We start from the raw sequence: 19,236 nt of genomic DNA, 5'->3' as shown, positions 1-19,236 counted from the left end.
GGAGAAGTACTATGGCAAGCACCTCGGGCGTCACCAATAAACCCACTACAAAGACGCAAGAAAAAGTCCTGCTTAAGATTGAGCGGGTCAGTAAGCTGTTTGATGATGTGCGTGCAGTTGACGACGTATCATTGACGATCAATAAAGGCGAAATTTTTGCCTTACTTGGAGGCTCAGGCTCGGGTAAGTCTACCTTGTTGCGTATGCTCGCGGGGTTCGAAAGACCGACCTCTGGGCGGATTTTTCTCGATGGTGAAGATATTACCGATCTACCGCCTTATGAACGTCCGATCAATATGATGTTTCAATCCTATGCGCTATTTCCCCATATGACAGTGGCACAAAATATCGCCTTTGGTTTAAAGCAAGACAAGTTACCGAAAGCTGAAATTGAGCAACGCGTACAGGAAATGCTCAAGTTGGTACATATGGAGCAATACGGGAAGCGTAAACCGCATCAGCTTTCTGGTGGTCAGCGCCAACGGGTCGCCCTTGCTCGATCTTTGGCAAAACGTCCGAAATTATTATTGCTTGACGAGCCAATGGGTGCACTAGATAAAAAACTACGTACTCAGATGCAGTTAGAAGTGGTTGAAATCCTCGAACGTGTTGGTGTGACCTGTGTGATGGTGACCCATGATCAGGAAGAGGCCATGACCATGGCGGGCCGGATCTCGATTATGAGTGATGGTTGGATAGCTCAAACCGGCTCTCCTATGGATATCTACGAGAGTCCAAATAGTCGCATGATTGCCGAATTTATCGGTTCAGTGAACCTCTTTGGCGGTGAGATTGAAGTGGATGAAGTTGACCATCTCATCATTAAACCCAATGATTTAGTACAGCCTTTCTATGTGGGTTACGGGGTAACCACCAGTGTTGAAGAAAAACACGTATGGCTCGCTGTCCGCCCTGAGAAAACCATTATCAGCCGTGAACAACCTGAAGGTGAATACAACTGGGCTAAGGGCATAGTGCATGATATTGCCTATTTAGGTGGGATCTCGGTGTACTACATTCGCCTTGAAAATGGTCAGATTGTGCAATGCAGTATGACAAACCGTGAACGCCGCGCCGACCATGCAACCTGGGATGATGAAGTGTTTATCAGTTGGGAGGACACCAGTGGCGTGGTGTTAAGATCATGAAGATAAAGTCCAAACTTAAATGGCTTAAAGGACGCTTCTGGACGATAAGTCTACCTTATACTTGGCTATTGCTGTTCTTCGCCTTGCCCTTTGCCATTGTCCTTAAAATTAGTTTCTCTACGGCGGCGATTTCAATTCCGCCCTATGAGGCGACTTTTCAATATGCAGATGATGTACTAAATATCTTCCTGCATTTGGGTAACTATTTGATGTTGCTAGATGATTCGCTGTATTACACCGCGTATCTCAGCTCATTAAAAATGGCACTCATTTCAACCATTGGTTGTTTGATCATTGGTTATCCTATGGCCTACGCCATTGCCCGTGCGCCAGCAAGGTTGCAAACCGTGCTGTTGTTATTGGTGATGCTACCTTCTTGGACCTCGTTCTTAATCCGCGTTTATGCCTGGATGGGGATCTTAAGTAACACGGGGATTATCAATAACACATTGATGTGGTTAGGAGTCATTTCTGAGCCATTGCAAATCTTGAACACCAATATCGCCGTCTATATCGGGATTATCTATGCCTATTTGCCCTTTATGATCTTGCCTCTGTATGCGACCTTAGTGAAGTTAGATATGAGTTTAATTGAGGCTGCTTCGGATTTAGGATCAAGCCGGATTAACACTTTCTGGAAAATTACTTTTCCTTTATCCAAAAGTGGGGTGATTGCTGGATCGATGTTGGTATTTATTCCGGCAGTCGGCGAGTTTGTGATCCCTGAACTGCTCGGCGGTCCAGATTCGTTAATGATAGGTAAAGTGCTGTGGCAGGAATTCTTCAATAACCGTGATTGGCCTATGGCCTCATCACTGGCGATTGTGATGCTGGCACTACTGATTATTCCAATTACCTTATTCCATCGCTATCAAGCACGTAGTTTGGAGAAAGACCTATGAAAAAGCTGAGTTTTTCTTCTGTAATGCTGTGGTTTGGGTTGTTCTTTTTATACGCGCCTATGCTGATTCTAGTGATCTATTCTTTTAACGAATCCAAGCTTGTGACAGTGTGGGGCGGTTTTTCACCTAAGTGGTACGGCGAGCTATTTGCCGATCAGCAGATCCTCGATGCCGTGTGGACCAGCCTAAGAATTGCGTTTTACAGCTCCACTATGGCGGTGATTATCGGCACTATGGCTGCCTTTGTGATGACGCGGTTTAAGCGTTCATGGGCCAAGCTCACCTTGTCGAATATGATCACAGCGCCTTTGGTTATGCCCGAGGTCATCACGGGTTTGTCATTACTGCTGCTATTTGTGCATTTGGCAGATCTTTTGGGGTGGCCGAAAGAGCGCGGCATGGTGACAGTATGGATTGCCCATTCGACCTTCTGTGCGGCCTATGTGGCTGTGGTGGTGTCTTCAAGATTGCGTGAGTTAGACATGTCAATCGAAGAGGCGGCAATGGATCTTGGTGCAACGCCGCTTAAGACCTTCTTCCTGATCACTGTGCCTATGATTTCGCCGGCATTAGTGGCGGGGTGGTTGTTATCCTTTAGTTTGTCACTCGATGACTTAGTGATTGCAAGCTTTGCCTCAGGCCCCGGTGCGACGACCTTACCTATGGTGGTGTTCTCCTCGGTGCGTTTGGGCGTATCGCCTAAGATCAACGCATTGGCAACACTTATCATTCTGTGCGTGTCGTTAATTGCCTTCCTGTCGTGGTATATGGCAAGACGCGCCGAAAAACGTGAACGGATGCCGCTTAACTAACGTGTACTAACATGCACAAATAAGCGGGGATTCCAGTGCTGAGATTCAAGAGAGAGTGAGCAAGCACTGAGTCGAAATCTCTCGCGAAAAGGATGGCCTTGATAGCAAAGGCCATCCTTCTCTATGCCCGCCAAGTCTTCTTATCTGTACCTCTACACTCAATTTTCAAATCTGTTTAAGACATAAAGGATACTTTGTTTGAAATATCAAACATTGTGTAAATTATTGTGCTTTTATGGCTAGTGTTTCCCGATTTGAAGGTGTAGGATGTGATAGTTGTTTAAAATAATGAACATAAAAATCAAGGGAACATCATGTCAGCCATACCTCACACTGGATCATATTATGCGGCATCGGCCAACGATAAGGTTGAGCGCGCGCGTTTACAGGAATCGATTGAAGCCGATGTTTGTGTGATTGGTGCGGGGTATACAGGCCTGTCTGCCGCACTGCATTTACTCGAATCGGGTTTTAGTGTGGTGGTGCTCGAAGCGGCGCGAATTGGTTGGGGGGCCTCGGGGCGTAATGGCGGACAAATCGTCAACAGCTATAGCCGTGACATTGATACCATTGAAAAAACCGTTGGCAAAGAACAAGCCAAGCTCTTTGGTCAAATGGCCTTCGAGGGCGGACGCATCATCCGTGAACGTATTGCTAAGTACAACATTGACTGCGATCTAAAAGATGGCGGCGTATTTGCGGCGATGAACGAAAAGCAGATGGGACATTTACGCCATCAAAAGCAGTTATGGGAAAGCCATGGCCACGTTGGCAAGCTTGAGATGCTCGATGCAAACGGCATTCGAACTGTGGTAAATACTGAGCGCTATGTCGGCGGTATGTTGGACAAGAGCGGCGGTCATATTCACCCGCTGAATTTAGCCTTGGGTGAAGCCCGTGCAGTAGAATCCCTCGGCGGCAAGATTTTTGAAGACTCAGCGGTGCTGCGGGTCGATGAAGGCGATAGTCCTGTCGTACACACCGCTAAGGGCAGTGTAAAAGCCAAGTTTGTGGTGGTGGCAGGTAACGCTTACCTCGGTAAACTTATGCCAGAATTACAAGCCAAGTCTATGCCTTGCGGTACACAAGTGATCACCACAGAGCCCTTGGATGAAGAGCTGGCTGCAAGTCTGTTGCCCCAAGACTACTGCGTCGAAGATTGTAACTATCTGCTTGATTATTTTAGGCTGTCTGGCGACAAGCGCCTGATCTACGGTGGTGGTGTAGTGTATGGTGCCCGCGATCCTGCGGATATTGAATCCCTGATTATCCCGAATATGCTCAAAACCTTCCCACAGTTAAAAGGAGTTAAGGTTGATTATGCTTGGACGGGTAACTTTTTATTGACCTTATCGCGTCTACCACAGGTCGGTCGTATTGGTAAAAATATCTATTACTCACAGGGTTGTAGCGGCCATGGCGTTACTTATACCCACTTGGCAGGCAAGTTAATTGCCGAAATGCTCAATGGTCAAGCCAAGCGTTTCGATGCTTTTGCGGCGCTGCCCCATTATCCCTTCCCCGGCGGACACGCCTTACGTGTGCCTTTTAGTGCGTTGGGGGCATGGTATTACAGTCTAAGAGACAAATTAGGTATTTAATTTATTTGAATTTTTTATACGAGGTAAGGCATTACCTCGCAGCGAGAGGAATTTCCAGTGTTGTTAAAAGACCCGAGTCTGCTGCGTCAGCAATGTTATATCAATGGTCAGTGGTGCGATGCGCAGTCAAAAGAAACTGTCGCTATCGCCAATCCGGCGACGGGCGCGGTGATCGCCAGTGTCCCTGTGATGGGGCAAGCCGAAACTCAAGCGGCGATTGCGGCAGCCGAAGCGGCATTGCCAGCATGGAGAGCACTTACCGCAAAAGAGCGTGGTGCCAAGCTGCGTCGCTGGTTTGAATTACTAAATGAAAACAGTGATGACTTAGCGCTAATGATGACCACTGAGCAGGGCAAACCCCTTGCCGAAGCTAAGGGGGAAGTCACCTACGCCGCCTCCTTTATCGAATGGTTCGCCGAAGAAGCGAAACGCGTCTATGGCGATACGATTCCTGGGCATCAGGGCGATAAACGCATCATGGTGATCAAGCAGCCCGTGGGCGTGACCGCGGCTATTACCCCTTGGAACTTTCCTGCGGCGATGATTACCCGTAAAGCCGCGCCAGCACTGGCTGCCGGTTGTACTATGGTGGTGAAACCTGCGCCGCAAACGCCTTTTACCGCATTAGCCTTAGCCGTGCTTGCCGAGCGCGCCGGGATCCCCGCTGGGGTATTCAGTGTGATCACCGGTGATGCTATCGGCATTGGTAATGAGATGTGCAGTAACCCAATCGTGCGTAAGTTGTCTTTCACCGGCTCGACCCAAGTGGGTATTAAGTTAATGGAGCAATGCGCGCCGACTCTGAAGAAATTATCTTTAGAATTAGGCGGTAATGCCCCATTTATCGTATTCAACGATGCCAATATCGATGCGGCGGTCGAAGGCGCCATGATCGCTAAGTATCGCAATGCGGGGCAGACCTGTGTTTGTGCAAACCGCATCTATGTCCAAGCGGGTGTGTATGACGAATTTGCCCGCAAGCTCAGCATTGCTGTGGGCAAATTAAAGGTCGGTGAGGGCATTACTGAAGGCGTCACTACAGGACCGCTTATCAATCGCGCGGCGGTCGAAAAAGTCCAGAGCCATCTTGAGGATGCGCTCAGCAAAGGGGCGACGGTGGTTGCGGGCGGCAAGCCCCATAGCTTAGGTGGCAACTTCTTCGAGCCCACGGTACTGACGCATGTCGATAGCAGTATGCGCGTGGCCCGTGAAGAAACCTTTGGCCCACTGGCGCCGCTGTTTAAGTTTACCGATGTGGACGATGTGATTAAGCAAGCCAATGATACCGAGTTTGGGTTAGCGGCTTATTTTTATGGCCGTGATATCTCCTTAGTGTGGAAAGTGGCCGAGGCATTGGAATACGGCATGGTAGGCGTCAACACCGGGTTGATCTCCACCGAAGTCGCGCCGTTTGGCGGAATGAAATCCTCAGGGCTCGGCCGAGAAGGCTCTAAGTTCGGTATCGAAGAATATTTAGAAATCAAATATATCTGTATGTCTGTTTAAGTGACTGACGCTTGACAGGCAATGCGACTTCAGCAAGTTGGGAATGCAAGTAAGGAACACAAAATGAGCACAACTAATGATTCATTAATGGCACGTCGCCAAGCCGCTGTAGCTGGTGGAGTGGGTCAAATTCACCCAATTTTTACTGCCCGCGCTGAAAACGCGAGTGTGTGGGATGTTGAAGGTCGAGAGTTTATCGACTTTGCCGGTGGTATTGCTGTGCTCAACACTGGGCATTTACATCCTAAGGTTAAGGCGGCTGTTGCGGCGCAGCTTGAGGACTTCTCCCACACCTGTTTTATGGTGCTGGGTTATGAAAGCTATATTCAAGTCTGTGAAAAACTGAATCAGTTAGTGCCGGGGGATTTTGCCAAGAAGACGGCCTTATTCACCAGCGGCTCAGAAGCGGTTGAAAATGCAGTTAAAGTTGCTCGAGCATACACTAAGCGGGCGGGCGTGATTGCCTTTACCTCGGGTTACCATGGTCGCACTATGGCGGCACTGGCGTTAACGGGAAAGGTTGCGCCTTATAGTAAAGGTATGGGGTTAATGTCGGCCAATGTGTTCCGCGCTGAGTTTCCCTGTGCGCTACACGGCGTGTCCGATGATGATGCGATGGCGTCTATCGAACGCATCTTTAAAAATGATGCGGAGCCAAGTGATATTGCCGCAATTATTCTCGAACCTGTGCAGGGCGAAGGCGGGTTTTATGCCGCTTCGCCAGCCTTTATGCAACGTTTACGTGCACTTTGTGACCGCGAAGGCATTGTGCTTATCGCCGATGAAGTGCAAACGGGGGCGGGTCGCACGGGGACCTTCTTCGCGATGGAGCAAATGGGCGTGAGCGCCGATATCACAACCTTTGCTAAATCTATTGCTGGTGGTTTCCCTCTTTCAGGTATTACGGGTAAAGCTGAAGTCATGGATGCTATTGGTCCCGGTGGCCTTGGCGGCACCTACGGCGGTAACCCGCTGGCCTGTGCAGCGGCGCTTGCCGTACTTGAGGTGTTTGAAGAGGAAAAGCTGCTTGAGCGTGCCAATGCGATTGGCGAGCGGATTAAGTCGGCGTTAAATACCATGCAAGTCGAACATCCACAAATTGCCGATGTGCGTGGTCTAGGGGCGATGATCGCCATTGAATTAATGGAAGATGGCAAACCTGCACCTCAGTACTGTGCTCAAATCTTAGCCGAAGCAAGAAACCGAGGATTGATTCTCCTCTCCTGCGGCACCTACGGAAACGTGCTGCGTATTTTGGTGCCATTGACAGTGCCAGACGAGCAGCTTGGAGCGGGGCTGGGCATTCTTAAGGCCTGCTTCGATGCCGTGTTAAAAGGTTAACAGAGATAAAAAATCCCGCTTAGGCGGGATTTTTTATGGCGTGGTTTAACGCTTAATTTCCATCAGGATTTGCAGTGCACGCTCACGTTTGTCCTGATCATACAAATCGTTGGTAAAGATAAACTCATCGACACCTAGTTCTTTCACTATCATCTCTAAGCGGTGCTTGATGGTGGTGGGGCCACCGGTGACGGATAAGCCTAAGAAGTTATCGACATAGGTTTTTTCCTGCTCGCTCCACAAGCCATCCATGCTCTCCACTGGCGGTTTTAACCAAAGCGCCTCACCACGGATTAGCGCAAGCACTCGTTGCTTGGAGGTGGTACTCAAGTATTCGGCTTCGGCGTCTGTCTCGGTGGCGATAAGCGGCAGGCCAAGCATGACATAGGGCTTATCCAACACCTTAGATGGCTTAAAGTCGCGGCGGTAAATCTCAATCGCATCGTAGAGGAACCTTGGCGCAAAATGCCCTGCAAAGACATAGGGTAAGCCGCGCTGTGCTGCAAGCTGGGCGCTAAACAGGCTAGAGCCAAGTAGCCATATCGGCACATGGGTGCCTTCGCCGGGAATCGCTCTGACGGGATGATGGCCATTGTAGTCGCCGAGTAAGGTTTGTAACTCGCTCACCTCGGCGGGAAATTGCTCCGCGCGGCTCATATCGCGGTTAAGGGCGCGACTAGTGATTTGATCGCTCCCTGGGGCGCGGCCAAGCCCTAAATCGATACGCCCAGGATAAAGACTCTCGAGCGTACCAAACTGCTCGGCAACCACTAGGGGCGCATGGTTGGGCAGCATAATCCCACCCGCGCCGACGCGAATGCGTTTAGTATTCTCGGCAATATAGCCAATTAATACCGATGTCGCGGCGCTGGCGATACCGGGCATATTGTGGTGCTCGGCAAACCAGAAACGATTAAAGCCTAAGTCATCGGCCACCTTAGCGTATTGCAGGCTGGCGCGTAGCGTGTCTCCGATACTGGCGCCATAGCGAACAGGGGCAAGCTCTAACAGTGAAAAGGGAATCTCCGCCAGGGGAGATTTAGTCGCGGGCACAGCCTGCGATGGGATGACAGATGATGTTGAAGTAGATGATGTAGCCATAAATTAAGCGCCTCTTTGCGTGTGTCAGCTCTGTCGCAACGGCCTTATTTGGTGTCCCACGGATGAATGTGGTGGGCGCTAAAGCGATTGTTCTGTCAGTGCTGATGGAGTCTTACCCTAGGATATGGTGACGTATCAACGATAAACAAGCTCAAGGCTTTAGCTTAACACTGAGTTAAAATTGGAACCGAACATCTTAGTTTTGCAAACAGGGGTGAAAGCCTTATCCCAAGCCGATGCATGAAAAATCAGCACAGAAAGTTCAGATTGTTTGGTGATGAGCAGTAACCTAAAGGTATAAAAAAACTGCCGCAAGCGGGGCTTATCGGCAGTTTTTATCGCTCACATATGACTTATGCGAGTGAAGGATTATTGCTCGGCTTTCACATCACGTAGTGAGGCCGCCGCGTTATCTTCAATACTGTTATGGGCGTGATGACTTTCGGTCAAACGGCGCATCAGTGGTAATACGGCTAAGGCGATAAAAGTACAAACCACGGCTGCAATACCTAATTTATTGAATAGATTGGTATAAACTGGCAGAGTTTGCAGTGGGTCGACTAAGTCCTGTGGCACGCTGGCAAAGTTAGCCACAACGCCGCCCAAGTACTGGGAAATCCCCGATGCCACGAAATACGCGCCCATCATAAAGCCGCCCATGCGAGCCGGTACGTAGCGGGCGATCATGGCTAAACCAAGACCACTCACCAGCAGTTCGCCGAGTGAGTAAGAGGCATAACCCCAGATCATTACCCAAGAAGAGGTTTTACCCTCAACGGCAAATTGACCTGCAAATCCATAGATAAAGAAGCCAATCGCGACAACCGCAAAACCTAAGGCAAACTTAGCGGCAATCGAAAAGTCTTTATTATTACGACCTGCCCAAGAATAACTCCAAGCTAAAACTGGGCTTAACACCATGATCCAGATTGGGTTTAGTGCTTGGAATTGTGCAGGAGACCAAGTCCATAAATGGGTACCAAAGACTTGGAAATCCCAATCGACGTTACGCAGCGCAAACAGGGCCAGCGAAGTCGACATTTGTTGATAGAAGATAAAGAAGAAGACGGTTTGCACTGTGAGGATAAGCGCTGCGATAAGGCCTGCACGCTCACTTGGCTCACTGGTACGAATTAAGTGGAAGAAAATCCCTAATACTGCCACACCCGCGGCATACACGAATACTCGGGCAACATCTTCATATTCAAGAATGATGGCCGAAGCAACAACGGAAAGTGCCGCTAATATCAATACGATCGCAAGATTCTTTTTGTTGACGGGGCGAGTATCAGGCTCTGAACCATAGTTGGCGAGGCTCTTATACATCAGGGCATAGTTACCTAAGCCGACGATTAGGCCCACACAGCACACGGCAAAAGCGGCATGCCAGCCAAATTCGTTACCATATTGCGCGTTAACATAGTCCTTAATCCAAGGCGTTAACAGCATAGAGAAAGTCGAACCTACGTTTACCGCCATGTAGTAGATGGTAAAGGCGCTGTCGATCTTAGAGTCATCACCTTCGTAAATCTTACGGACTAAGTTACCGGCATTGGGTTTAAATAGGCCGTTACCGACCACAATCACCCCAAGAGCGGAGAACATAAACCAAGTGTTTTCGGTCGGCACTGTCATCAGGGCATAGCCGACAGATAAAATCCCCGCACCGAGCAACATAGTGCGTTTGGTGCCGAGAATTTTATCCCCAACCCAACCACCTATGGCTGGCGACACGTAAATCAGCGCCGCACAGGCACTCCAAACTAAGTTTGCACGGGAGTCATCAAAGCCAAGACGCTGCACCATAAAGTACACGATCAGCGCTTGCATGCCGTAATAACCAAAACGTTCCCATAATTCGATAAGTGACACAGTCATAAACGAATGTGTCTTGCTTACCTGATTGGTACCAAGAGTCATAAAGCTTGCTTCCGTTATTGTTGTTTTGTGTTTAAGGCCAAGAGTATAAGGCGATAGCCTGCGCAAACCAATGCCACAACGCCAAAGAATAGACTTTGTTACAAATGAAATGGGTGTTTTTAATCTGGAATTAATTTTTGTAAAAAAGTGTGGCTCGCTAATCTTTGTGGTTTGTGAGTTTGGTCATATTTGCGTTCATCGATTTGGGATAAATATCAAATTGCCACCTATTGGGATAAAGGTCGCAATTGGCCCTAAATCTGTCGGTGAAAAGTTTTACTTATAGTTAACAATTCACTATCTTAAAGACTGGTAATCCCGACGCAGAGTGCTATTTTTTAAATTAGTCAGCAAAAATAAAAATGAACTAGATCAAAATAATTAGGCTCTTGACCTTATATTTGGAGTTTACTCGATGAAGCATTTGTCCATCAGTACTAAGTTGTTGTGGATCACTTCCGCCTTATTTCTCTCAATAGTGGCTATTCTCTCCATCAGTCTATGGTGGACCCTCTCGGATCAAAATGCTGAACTTTCCTATCAGGTTCAAGAAACATTGCAAAAGGAGACCCACGATAAGCTTGAAGCGCGAGCGGGCGAATATGGCGAAATGGTCGCAGGTTTTATCAACGAAGCTTACCGGATCCCTTATTCCTTTTCAGGCATACTTGAAAGCACGTCAGAAGAATTGCCACTCAAGCGTGATCGTTTAGAACTCGCTGTGGCTGCTGTGTTAAAGAAAAATACGCAAATCTCGTCAATGTATGCCCAGTTCGAAGCTAATGGGTATGATGGACTCGACAGTGAATTTTTAAATGTTAATGTCAGCCATAGTGTTGCTTCATCTGGAGCATTGGAGGTGTATTACACTCGCAATGATGATGGCACAGTTGAACATAACCAAGTTGATGATTCATCGGAAAAATATAAAACAACTCTCAACGAATTTGGTATACGAGATGCTGAATGGTTTTTATGTGCAAAGGAGACCTTAAAGCCTTGTTTAATGGAACCTTATCTCTACGAAATCACCCCTGGCAATACAGCGTTAATGACGTCGTTAACGGTTCCTGTACTTAAGCATAAACAATTTATTGGTGTGGTTGGGGTGGATCTCAACCTACCAGTATTCCAAGTGTTAATTGATAAACTGTCTAAAAGCCTTTATGACGGCCAAGCTAAAGTGACTTTGCTCAGTACCCGTGGTTTAGTGGTTGCCGCAAGCCACTACAGTAAAAAGGCGCGTCCGTTAGCCGAGTCTATTGACCCCAAATTGGCAACACAAATTGTTGGATTGCATAAAAATGGCGGTTACATGGCAAATGACGATGAAATTATCGTTGCCTATCCGATTAATATTCCCCTTGCCAACGCAGAGTGGTCACTTGCGATTCAAGTCCCTAAATCAATGGCACTCAAGAGTTCGATTCAACTAAATGAAAAAATGGACGAAATGGCAACATCACTTGGCAGCATCTTATTGATTGTTGGCCTAGCGGTTTCCATTTTAGCGGTTGTTACCATCAGCATAGTGATCCGCAGCGTGATTGCACCGCTCAAAGTCATTCAGGGACGCGTTGAAAATTTAGCCAGTGCCGATGGCGATTTAACTCAATCGATTGAAGTCGATTCACACGCAGAACTTATCGCTCTGGGTAAAGGATTTAATTCCTTTATCAATAAACTTAAGGATTTAATCTCCGAGCTTAAAGCGTTGGCAGGGCGGACACAGGAGGAAAGTTTATCCTCTGCAAAAATTGCAGAATTAACCCGCGATAGCGTACATCGTCAATATGGTGAGATTGAGAGTGTTGTGACTGCGGTTAATGAAATGAGTGCTACAGCCCTTGAGGTTGCCAAAGCTTCTGAACAAACCGCTGCCGAAACGGAGGCTATGTCACGCAATGTGCGTCTCAGTGAAGAGAGTCTGACTAAAGCGATGGATTATGTGACTACTATGTCGCAAGAGTCTATGCAGGCTAAAGTCGCCGTCAGTAAAGTGGCTGAAAGTAGCACTAATATTAGCCGTATCCTCGAAGTGATTAGCTCCATTGCCGCGCAAACAAACTTACTCGCTTTAAATGCGGCTATTGAGGCTGCTCGCGCAGGTGAGCAAGGACGGGGTTTTGCGGTGGTTGCCGATGAAGTAAGGGCACTTGCCTCCAAAACCCAAAGCTCCACTGACGATATTAGCGTGCTGATTGATGCGCTCCAAAAAGAGGTTCTTAGTGCATCGGGGATTATTGATAAAGGTGCTGAGCGTGCACAAATGGCCGTTTCGCAAACGGAGCAAGCACTTACCTCCCTTAATTCTATGGTTAGCCAGATTGAGGAGATTTCAGCGCAAGTGACCCATATTGCTGCGGCGGCAGAGGAGCAAAGTGCCGTTACTGAAGAGGTTAATCGAAATATTACTGGCATATCCGACTCAGCCTCTGAACTCGCTCGTCTTGCAGGCGAAGCACAGCAAAGCAGCGTCGTTCTCGCCGAGCTGGTGAAACAACAACATCAGCAATTAGGTAAGTTAAAAACCTAACCAGATGGTCAGCCTCCTGCTATTTAAGGTCTGACAGGTTTTCTAACCTTATCAAGGCGCTAACGTGGTTATCAGTTAGCGCCTTTGTTTTTGCTTTAATTGGGCCATTACCTAAAGGGACAAATCGAAATCGCGTTTGAGTTAGTTATCAGGAATGAGTCGCGTTGGTATGAGTCAGTATCGACAGATTGCAGAAACAAAAAAGCCCATTATTAAATGAGCTTTTTTGTTGAATTTGGTGGTGGCCCCTCACGGACTTGAACCGTGGACCTAACGATTATGAGTCGTGTGCTCTAACCAACTGAGCTAAGGGGCCTACTAAAGGCAATCGTCATCACCTAAAGCGAGTGGCAGTATACTAAGCTTGTTTGCGCTTGTCACCCGTGTTTTTCGATGAAATTCACCGAATTGATTCAATTGGTTATCTGTTAATCAACAGTTGTTTCTGCAAAGGTTTTTTGCCGTGCGATTCATGGTGCAAGGTAATTTAACTCTCTGATTTTGAAAGGGGGTTGAGCTGTATATTGTGCTGGTTTGTTACTCGTTAACTGAATGATGGCGAAAAAAAGCCCCGCAGTGCGGGGCTTAGGCTTAATATTTGACACTTATCTATTCGTCTATCTATTCGTCTAAGAAGGACTTTAAGATTTCTGAGCGTGAAGGGTGACGCAGTTTACGCAGCGCTTTTGCTTCAATTTGACGGATACGTTCACGGGTTACGTCAAATTGTTTGCCCACTTCTTCTAGCGTGTGGTCGGTGTTCATGTCGATACCAAAACGCATGCGCAGTACTTTGGCTTCACGGGCTGTTAGGCCTGCTAATACCTCATGGGTAGCGCTCTTCAAGCTTTCGCTGGTGGCGCTGTCCAGAGGTAATTCGAGGGTGGTATCCTCGATAAAATCGCCTAAATGCGAATCTTCATCGTCACCGATTGGGGTTTCCATGGAGATCGGTTCTTTAGCGATTTTCAGTACCTTACGGATTTTGTCTTCCGGCATCATCATTCGCTCTGCCAATTCTTCAGGTGAGGGTTCGCGGCCCATTTCCTGTAGCATTTGGCGAGAGATACGGTTCAGCTTGTTGATAGTTTCGATCATGTGTACTGGAATACGGATCGTACGGGCTTGGTCCGCGATTGAGCGGGTGATTGCCTGACGGATCCACCAAGTCGCATAGGTCGAGAACTTGTAACCACGGCGATATTCAAATTTATCAACAGCCTTCATCAGACCGATGTTACCTTCTTGGATTAAGTCCAAGAATTGCAGACCGCGGTTGGTGTATTTCTTAGCGATAGAAATTACCAGACGTAAGTTTGCCTCAACCATTTCTTTCTTCGCACGACGAGCTTTAGCCTCACCGATTGACATGCGGCGGTTAATATCTTTAATCGCGGCAATAACTAAGCCTGTTTCTTCTTCTATGGCGGCCAGTTTGCTACGGCAGCGCTGCACGTCATCCTCAACCATTCTTAAGCCTTCGGCATAAGGTTTGTTTGAGGTTTTTTCTGCATTAAACCAATCGAGATTGGTTTCGTTACCAGTGAAGAACTTAACAAAGTTTTTCTTTGGCATTTTGGCTTGTTCGACGCAAAGCTTCATCAGGAGACGCTCTTGCACGCGAACACGGTCCATCATCGAACGCATACTTTTCACTAAGCGGTCAAATTGCTTAGGTACCAGGCGGAACTCTTTAAAAATCTCACCGATCTCAAACAGTGCTTTGATCGATTCTGGATGTTCACGGCCTTTGGCTTCGATGATTTTGAGCGCGTTTTCGTAGGCGGTTCTTAACTGGCTAAAGCGTTCACGAGCCTCTTCAGGATCGGGACCTTTATTACCATCATCATCGCCGTCGGCATCACCGTCTTCGTCTTCCTCGTCTTCCTCATCATCTTCATCTTCAAGATCTTCTTCTGATAATTCAGAACCGATGTGAGTAGCGGTTGGGCCTAAGTCTTCTTCGTCAGGGTTAACAAATCCAGAGATAATATCAGACAGGCGCAGTTCATCGGCTTCATACTGGTCGTATTGCTCAAGGATCATGGCGATCGCTTGTGGGTATTCGGCTACTGAGCTTTGAACTGTGTTAATGCCTTCTTCGATGCGTTTAGCGATAACGATTTCGCCTTCACGGGTCAGCAGTTCAACAGTACCCATTTCGCGCATGTACATACGCACAGGATCCGTGGTGCGGCCAAGCTCACTTTCTACCGTGGCAAGGGCGGCGGCTGCTTCTTCTGCTGCATCTTCGTCTGTGTTGTCTTCCGACATCATCATGTCATCGGCATCGGGAGCCTCTTCGAATACCCGAATACCCATGTCATTTATCATCTGGATAATATCTTCGATCTGGTCAGAATCGACCATGTCTGCAGGTAAGTGATCGTTCACTTCTGCATAGGTTAAGTAACCTTGCTCTTTACCTTTGGCAAGCAACAGCTTGAGTTGCGACTGCGGAGTATGATCCATAGATATCATCCAAGTTGGGAAACTGTTACAACGACGGACAGTTAGCTCGTGCTAAGTGCCGCGCAAATCGTCAATTATAGCCATGTGCACTTACCTGTGCTAGTCACTGGGATACAGAATGAGGACATTTTTGCCTCAGTTTAGTCCTTTCATGACTAAGATCAGCTTCTGCAGCTGTATCCATTCTTCTTTAGTATGGGTCTGTTTTAGACTCAATTCCTGATATCGTTGTTCAATATATTGATTGTTCAGCCAAATCAGGGCTTTTTTAAACTCTCCGAGCAGGTTTTCTTCCGCCACTTGATGGTCCCATTGGGCTAATTTATGCAGCGTCCCGCTGTGGGGGCTGTCTCTGAATTGCTCAAGTAGTTGTGCGCTGTTTAACCTATGCTCTCGAGTTAATTCCAACAGCAATGGCAGCAAGTCGATGCCTGGCATTTGCAGATGGTTTAATGCTGGTTGCGGAGATAACCCCAGTCCCAGCTCGGGATGCTGTACTAACAAGGCGATGGCAAGTCGCAATGGTGTACCGCGTCCTTTGAGTCCCGTTGATGCTGTGGGCTTAGTTTGTTTGACACTAAAACCCAGTTTTTTCTTCATATCGTCTGAGCTGTTCATACCTAACTTGTGAGCTAAGCTCTCAAGTAGGAGGTTTTGCAGCACAGTGTCTTGAATTTTTTCAATTAGGCCAAAGGCTTGTTTGGCTAAATTACCTTTATCGGTACCGTATTTCGTCGTTAATGTATCAAACAAAAATTCGGGCAGGCTGATAGCACTGTCCATCAGTTGCTCGAATGCGTCTTTACCAATCTTGCGAACCATTGAATCTGGATCTTCAGATTGCGATAAAAACATAAAACGTACTTTATCCCCGGGTTTTAACAGGGGCAAGGCAGTTTCTAAGGCGCGCCAGGCGGCCTCATTACCGGCTCTATCGCCGTCGTAGCAGCAAATGACTTCTTTAGCACTACGCAGCAACAATTGAAATTGTTCAGCTGTCGTCGAGGTGCCAAGCGATGCAACCGCATAATCGACACCATATTGGGCTAGGGCAACGACGTCCATATAGCCTTCGACAATCAGTACTTTGTCTGGATCACGATGACGTTGCTTTAGCTCGTATAGGCCGTAGAGCTCATTGCCCTTATGAAATATGGGCGTTTCTGGCGAATTCAAGTACTTGGGTGTGCCATCTCCCAATACTCTGCCACCAAATCCAACCACACGACCACGGCGGTCGCGAATGGGAAACATCAGGCGGTCACGGAATCTATCGTATCTTTTACCGCTGTCATTGCTGATCAGCATGCCAGCGGTCAGGAGTTTATCCTGTGCATCTTGACTATGTCGGTAGCGGCTTAATAAGCCATCCCAACCGTCGGGTGCAAAACCAATCCCAAAATGCTCAACAATATCATCGGATAATCCGCGATAGGCGAGGTAGTCGATGACTTTTTGTTTGTCTTGGTGTTGTCTTAACTGGGTTTGAAAAAAGCGACTGGCTTCTTCCATTAATTGGTAGAGATCACGGCTTAGGCCATCGTCTTGGCGTTTACCCGTGCCTTGTTCCCTTGGGACTTCTAAGCCCAGTTGTCCGGCAAGATCTTCAATAGCATCGATAAAATCGAGTCTGTCGTACTCCATCACAAAATCGATGGCGTTGCCGTGGGCGCCGCAGCCAAAGCAATGATAAAACTGTTTATCGCGGCTAACGGTAAACGAAGGTGATTTTTCACTATGAAAAGGACAACAGGCCGAGTAGTTTTTACCCGCCTTTTTCAAGGGCACCTTGCGGTCGATAAGTTCGACGATGTCGGTGCGAGCGATTAGCTCATTGATAAAATCACGAGGTATTGCCATTGAGTGCTTAAAATCTCGCCTTGCGCGAATTTAAACAAACAAGCCGCGCATAGGCACGGCTTGTTCATACATTGAAACGCTAATTATTGCAATTTTGCACGGATCATAGCGCCGATAGCGCCCATGTCTGCACGTCCTTGAACTTTAGGTTTTAATGCTCCCATTACTTTGCCCATATCCGCCATGGAGGATGCGCCTATTTCAGCAATAGCAGCATCGATGAACGCGGCAATTTCCGCCTCAGAGAGGGGAGTGGGCAGGAAAGCTTCAATAACTTGAATCTCTTCTGCTTCTGCAGCGGCCAACTCGCTACGACCCGCTGCTTCATATTGAGCAATCGAATCGCGACGTTGTTTCACCATTTTGGTTAAGACAGCTATAACCTGCTCATCATTCAGAGTTTCGCGGGTATCCACTTCAATCTGTTTGATGGCTGCAAGTGCCATACGAATAGTGCTCAATCTCGCCTTCTCTTTGGCGATCATGGCCTGTTTCATATGGTCTTTTAGCTGATCAATTAGGCTCATAAGAGATTAGTATAAACGTACGCGACGTGCGTTTTCGCGAGAAAGCTTTTTAGCTAAACGTTTAACTGCAGCTGCTTTTGCGCGCTTACGAGCAGTAGTTGGCTTCTCGTAGAATTCACGAGCACGCACGTCGGCTAAAATACCAGCTTTTTCACAAGAGCGCTTGAAACGACGCAGAGCTACGTCGAATGGTTCGTTTTCACGTACTTTAATAATTGGCATACGCCATCACCCCTTAGGTGTAGGTTGTCTGGTTCAATGACTTGAACCAAGTGTATTTAAAATGGTGCGGAATTTTATACCGAGACCACTAGGCTTGTAAAGCCCTAATCATTTCAGCTTGGTTTGGGGGGTGAATAACGTGATTGTCGGCTGGAGTAATTGTCATCATACAGGTAGAATTAGCGCCCTTTAAACGTTTTGATTTGAGGCACCATGCGGGTTCTAGGTATTGAGACATCCTGTGACGAGACAGGTATTGCCGTTTATGACGATAAGCTGGGGTTACTTTCCCATGCGTTATATAGTCAGGTTAAGTTGCATGCGGATTATGGTGGCGTGGTGCCTGAACTGGCCTCCCGCGACCATGTGCGCAAAATTGTCCCGCTGATCCGCCAAGCGTTGAAAAACGCCAATACCGACATTGCCGACATCGACGGTATCGCTTATACCAAAGGCCCTGGATTAATTGGGGCTTTATTAGTGGGCGCCTGTGTTGGTCGCTCGCTAGCCTTTGCATGGAACAAGCCCGCCATCGGTGTTCATCATATGGAAGGGCATTTACTGGCACCTATGCTTGAGGAAGATGCTCCGGAGTTTCCTTTTGTTGCACTGTTGGTGTCAGGCGGTCATTCCATGTTGGTCAAAGTCGATGGTATCGGCCTTTATGAAGTCTTAGGTGAGTCGGTGGATGACGCCGCCGGTGAAGCCTTCGATAAAACGGCCAAGTTGATGGGGCTGGATTATCCTGGGGGGCCACGGCTTGCCAAACTTGCCGCCAAAGGCGAGCCTGCTGGTTATCAGTTCCCGCGTCCAATGACAGATAGGCCTGGGCTTGATTTTAGTTTCTCCGGCCTTAAAACCTTTACCGCCAATACCATTGCCGCTGAACCTGATGATGAGCAAACCCGCGCCAACATCGCCCGAGCTTTTGAAGAAGCGGTTGTAGATACCTTAGCGATTAAATGTCGCCGCGCCTTAAAACAGACCGGTTATAACCGTTTAGTGATTGCCGGTGGCGTGAGTGCCAACACCCGCTTACGCGAAACCTTGGCTGAGATGATGACCTCTATTGGTGGTCGCGTTTATTATCCTCGTGGTGAATTTTGTACTGATAATGGCGCCATGATCGCCTTTGCTGGATTACAGCGTTTGAAGGCAGGGCAGCAGGAAGACTTAGCAGTAAAAGGTCAACCGCGATGGCCGCTCGATACCTTGCCGCCTGTTACTTGATATTCTGCGAGTTAATCTAAATAAAAACAGTGCATTAAGCACTGTTTTTATTTATGTA

General features: G+C 47.7%; 14 protein-coding genes and 1 tRNA gene. 8 read left to right on the top strand and 7 right to left on the bottom strand.

What is annotated here, in order from left to right; translation table 11 throughout:
- Nucleotides 1-11: 11 nt before the first annotated feature.
- The 6 genes from potA to gabT all read left to right on the top strand — a co-directional run bounded on the left by potA (nt 12) and on the right by gabT (nt 7,310).
- A complete protein-coding gene (gene potA / locus MMG82_RS03045) occupies nt 12-1,148 on the top strand; it encodes a polyamine ABC transporter ATP-binding protein (RefSeq protein ID WP_037428537.1) in 1,137 nt (378 codons plus the stop codon).
- Nucleotides 1,145-2,050 carry an ABC transporter permease subunit gene (locus tag MMG82_RS03040; protein WP_037415417.1) on the top strand — a complete coding sequence of 302 codons (906 nt, stop codon included), beginning with the start codon at nt 1,145-1,147 and terminating at the stop codon, nt 2,048-2,050. Before potA ends, MMG82_RS03040 begins: the two co-directional genes overlap by 4 nt.
- Nucleotides 2,047-2,862: an ABC transporter permease subunit gene (locus MMG82_RS03035; protein ID WP_037415420.1), complete on the top strand. Its 816-nt coding sequence runs from the start codon at nt 2,047-2,049 to the stop codon at nt 2,860-2,862. The genes MMG82_RS03040 and MMG82_RS03035 overlap by 4 nt, the downstream gene beginning before the upstream one ends.
- 314 nt (nt 2,863-3,176) lie before the next feature.
- Nucleotides 3,177-4,463 carry an FAD-binding oxidoreductase gene (locus MMG82_RS03030; RefSeq protein ID WP_055648534.1) on the top strand — a complete coding sequence of 429 codons (1,287 nt, stop codon included), beginning with the start codon at nt 3,177-3,179 and terminating at the stop codon, nt 4,461-4,463.
- Nucleotides 4,464-4,520: 57 nt separating this feature from the next.
- Nucleotides 4,521-5,969, top strand: a complete 1,449-nt coding sequence (gene gabD, locus MMG82_RS03025) for an NADP-dependent succinate-semialdehyde dehydrogenase (protein ID WP_172591189.1) — start codon at nt 4,521-4,523, stop codon at nt 5,967-5,969.
- Nucleotides 5,970-6,032: 63 nt separating this feature from the next.
- Nucleotides 6,033-7,310 carry a 4-aminobutyrate--2-oxoglutarate transaminase gene (gene gabT, locus MMG82_RS03020; RefSeq protein ID WP_047536973.1) on the top strand — a complete coding sequence of 426 codons (1,278 nt, stop codon included), beginning with the start codon at nt 6,033-6,035 and terminating at the stop codon, nt 7,308-7,310.
- A 45-nt stretch (nt 7,311-7,355) separates the two neighbouring features.
- Here the strand turns inward: gabT and MMG82_RS03015 are convergent, their stop codons facing one another.
- A complete protein-coding gene (locus MMG82_RS03015; protein WP_241406458.1) occupies nt 7,356-8,411 on the bottom strand; it encodes an LLM class flavin-dependent oxidoreductase in 1,056 nt (351 codons plus the stop codon).
- Nucleotides 8,412-8,780: 369 nt separating this feature from the next.
- Nucleotides 8,781-10,331, bottom strand: coding sequence for a peptide MFS transporter (locus tag MMG82_RS03010; protein ID WP_037415432.1), 1,551 nt, complete (start codon nt 10,329-10,331; stop codon nt 8,781-8,783).
- Nucleotides 10,332-10,746: 415 nt separating this feature from the next.
- Here MMG82_RS03010 and MMG82_RS03005 point away from each other — a divergent pair, with 415 nt between their 5' ends.
- Nucleotides 10,747-12,867 (top strand): methyl-accepting chemotaxis protein, encoded by a 2,121-nt coding sequence (locus MMG82_RS03005; protein WP_037415438.1) that lies wholly within the window; start codon nt 10,747-10,749, stop codon nt 12,865-12,867.
- 239 nt (nt 12,868-13,106) lie between these two features.
- Here MMG82_RS03005 and MMG82_RS03000 read toward each other — a convergent pair.
- The 5 genes from MMG82_RS03000 to rpsU all read right to left on the bottom strand — a co-directional run bounded on the left by MMG82_RS03000 (nt 13,107) and on the right by rpsU (nt 17,948).
- A tRNA-Ile gene (locus MMG82_RS03000) sits at nt 13,107-13,183 on the bottom strand.
- 305 nt (nt 13,184-13,488) lie between these two features.
- Nucleotides 13,489-15,339: an RNA polymerase sigma factor RpoD gene (gene rpoD / locus MMG82_RS02995; RefSeq protein WP_086024099.1), complete on the bottom strand. Its 1,851-nt coding sequence runs from the start codon at nt 15,337-15,339 to the stop codon at nt 13,489-13,491.
- A 135-nt stretch (nt 15,340-15,474) separates the two neighbouring features.
- Nucleotides 15,475-17,199, bottom strand: a complete 1,725-nt coding sequence (gene dnaG, locus MMG82_RS02990; protein WP_172591188.1) for a DNA primase — start codon at nt 17,197-17,199, stop codon at nt 15,475-15,477.
- 83 nt (nt 17,200-17,282) lie between these two features.
- Nucleotides 17,283-17,726 carry a GatB/YqeY domain-containing protein gene (locus MMG82_RS02985; RefSeq protein ID WP_037415447.1) on the bottom strand — a complete coding sequence of 148 codons (444 nt, stop codon included), beginning with the start codon at nt 17,724-17,726 and terminating at the stop codon, nt 17,283-17,285.
- A 6-nt stretch (nt 17,727-17,732) separates the two neighbouring features.
- A complete protein-coding gene (gene rpsU, locus MMG82_RS02980) occupies nt 17,733-17,948 on the bottom strand; it encodes a 30S ribosomal protein S21 (RefSeq protein ID WP_006080725.1) in 216 nt (71 codons plus the stop codon).
- Nucleotides 17,949-18,161: 213 nt separating this feature from the next.
- Between rpsU and tsaD the strand changes: the two genes are divergently transcribed.
- Nucleotides 18,162-19,178 (top strand): tRNA (adenosine(37)-N6)-threonylcarbamoyltransferase complex transferase subunit TsaD, encoded by a 1,017-nt coding sequence (gene tsaD / locus MMG82_RS02975; protein ID WP_047537785.1) that lies wholly within the window; start codon nt 18,162-18,164, stop codon nt 19,176-19,178.
- Nucleotides 19,179-19,236 lie beyond the last annotated feature (58 nt).

Origin of the sequence: Shewanella sp. MM_2022_3 (genome assembly GCF_022557375.1) — a bacterium.
Taxonomy (GTDB): domain Bacteria; phylum Pseudomonadota; class Gammaproteobacteria; order Enterobacterales; family Shewanellaceae; genus Shewanella; species Shewanella xiamenensis.
Note: the sequence above shows the minus strand (reverse complement) of the source record. Positions and strands in the feature narration are given on the sequence as shown.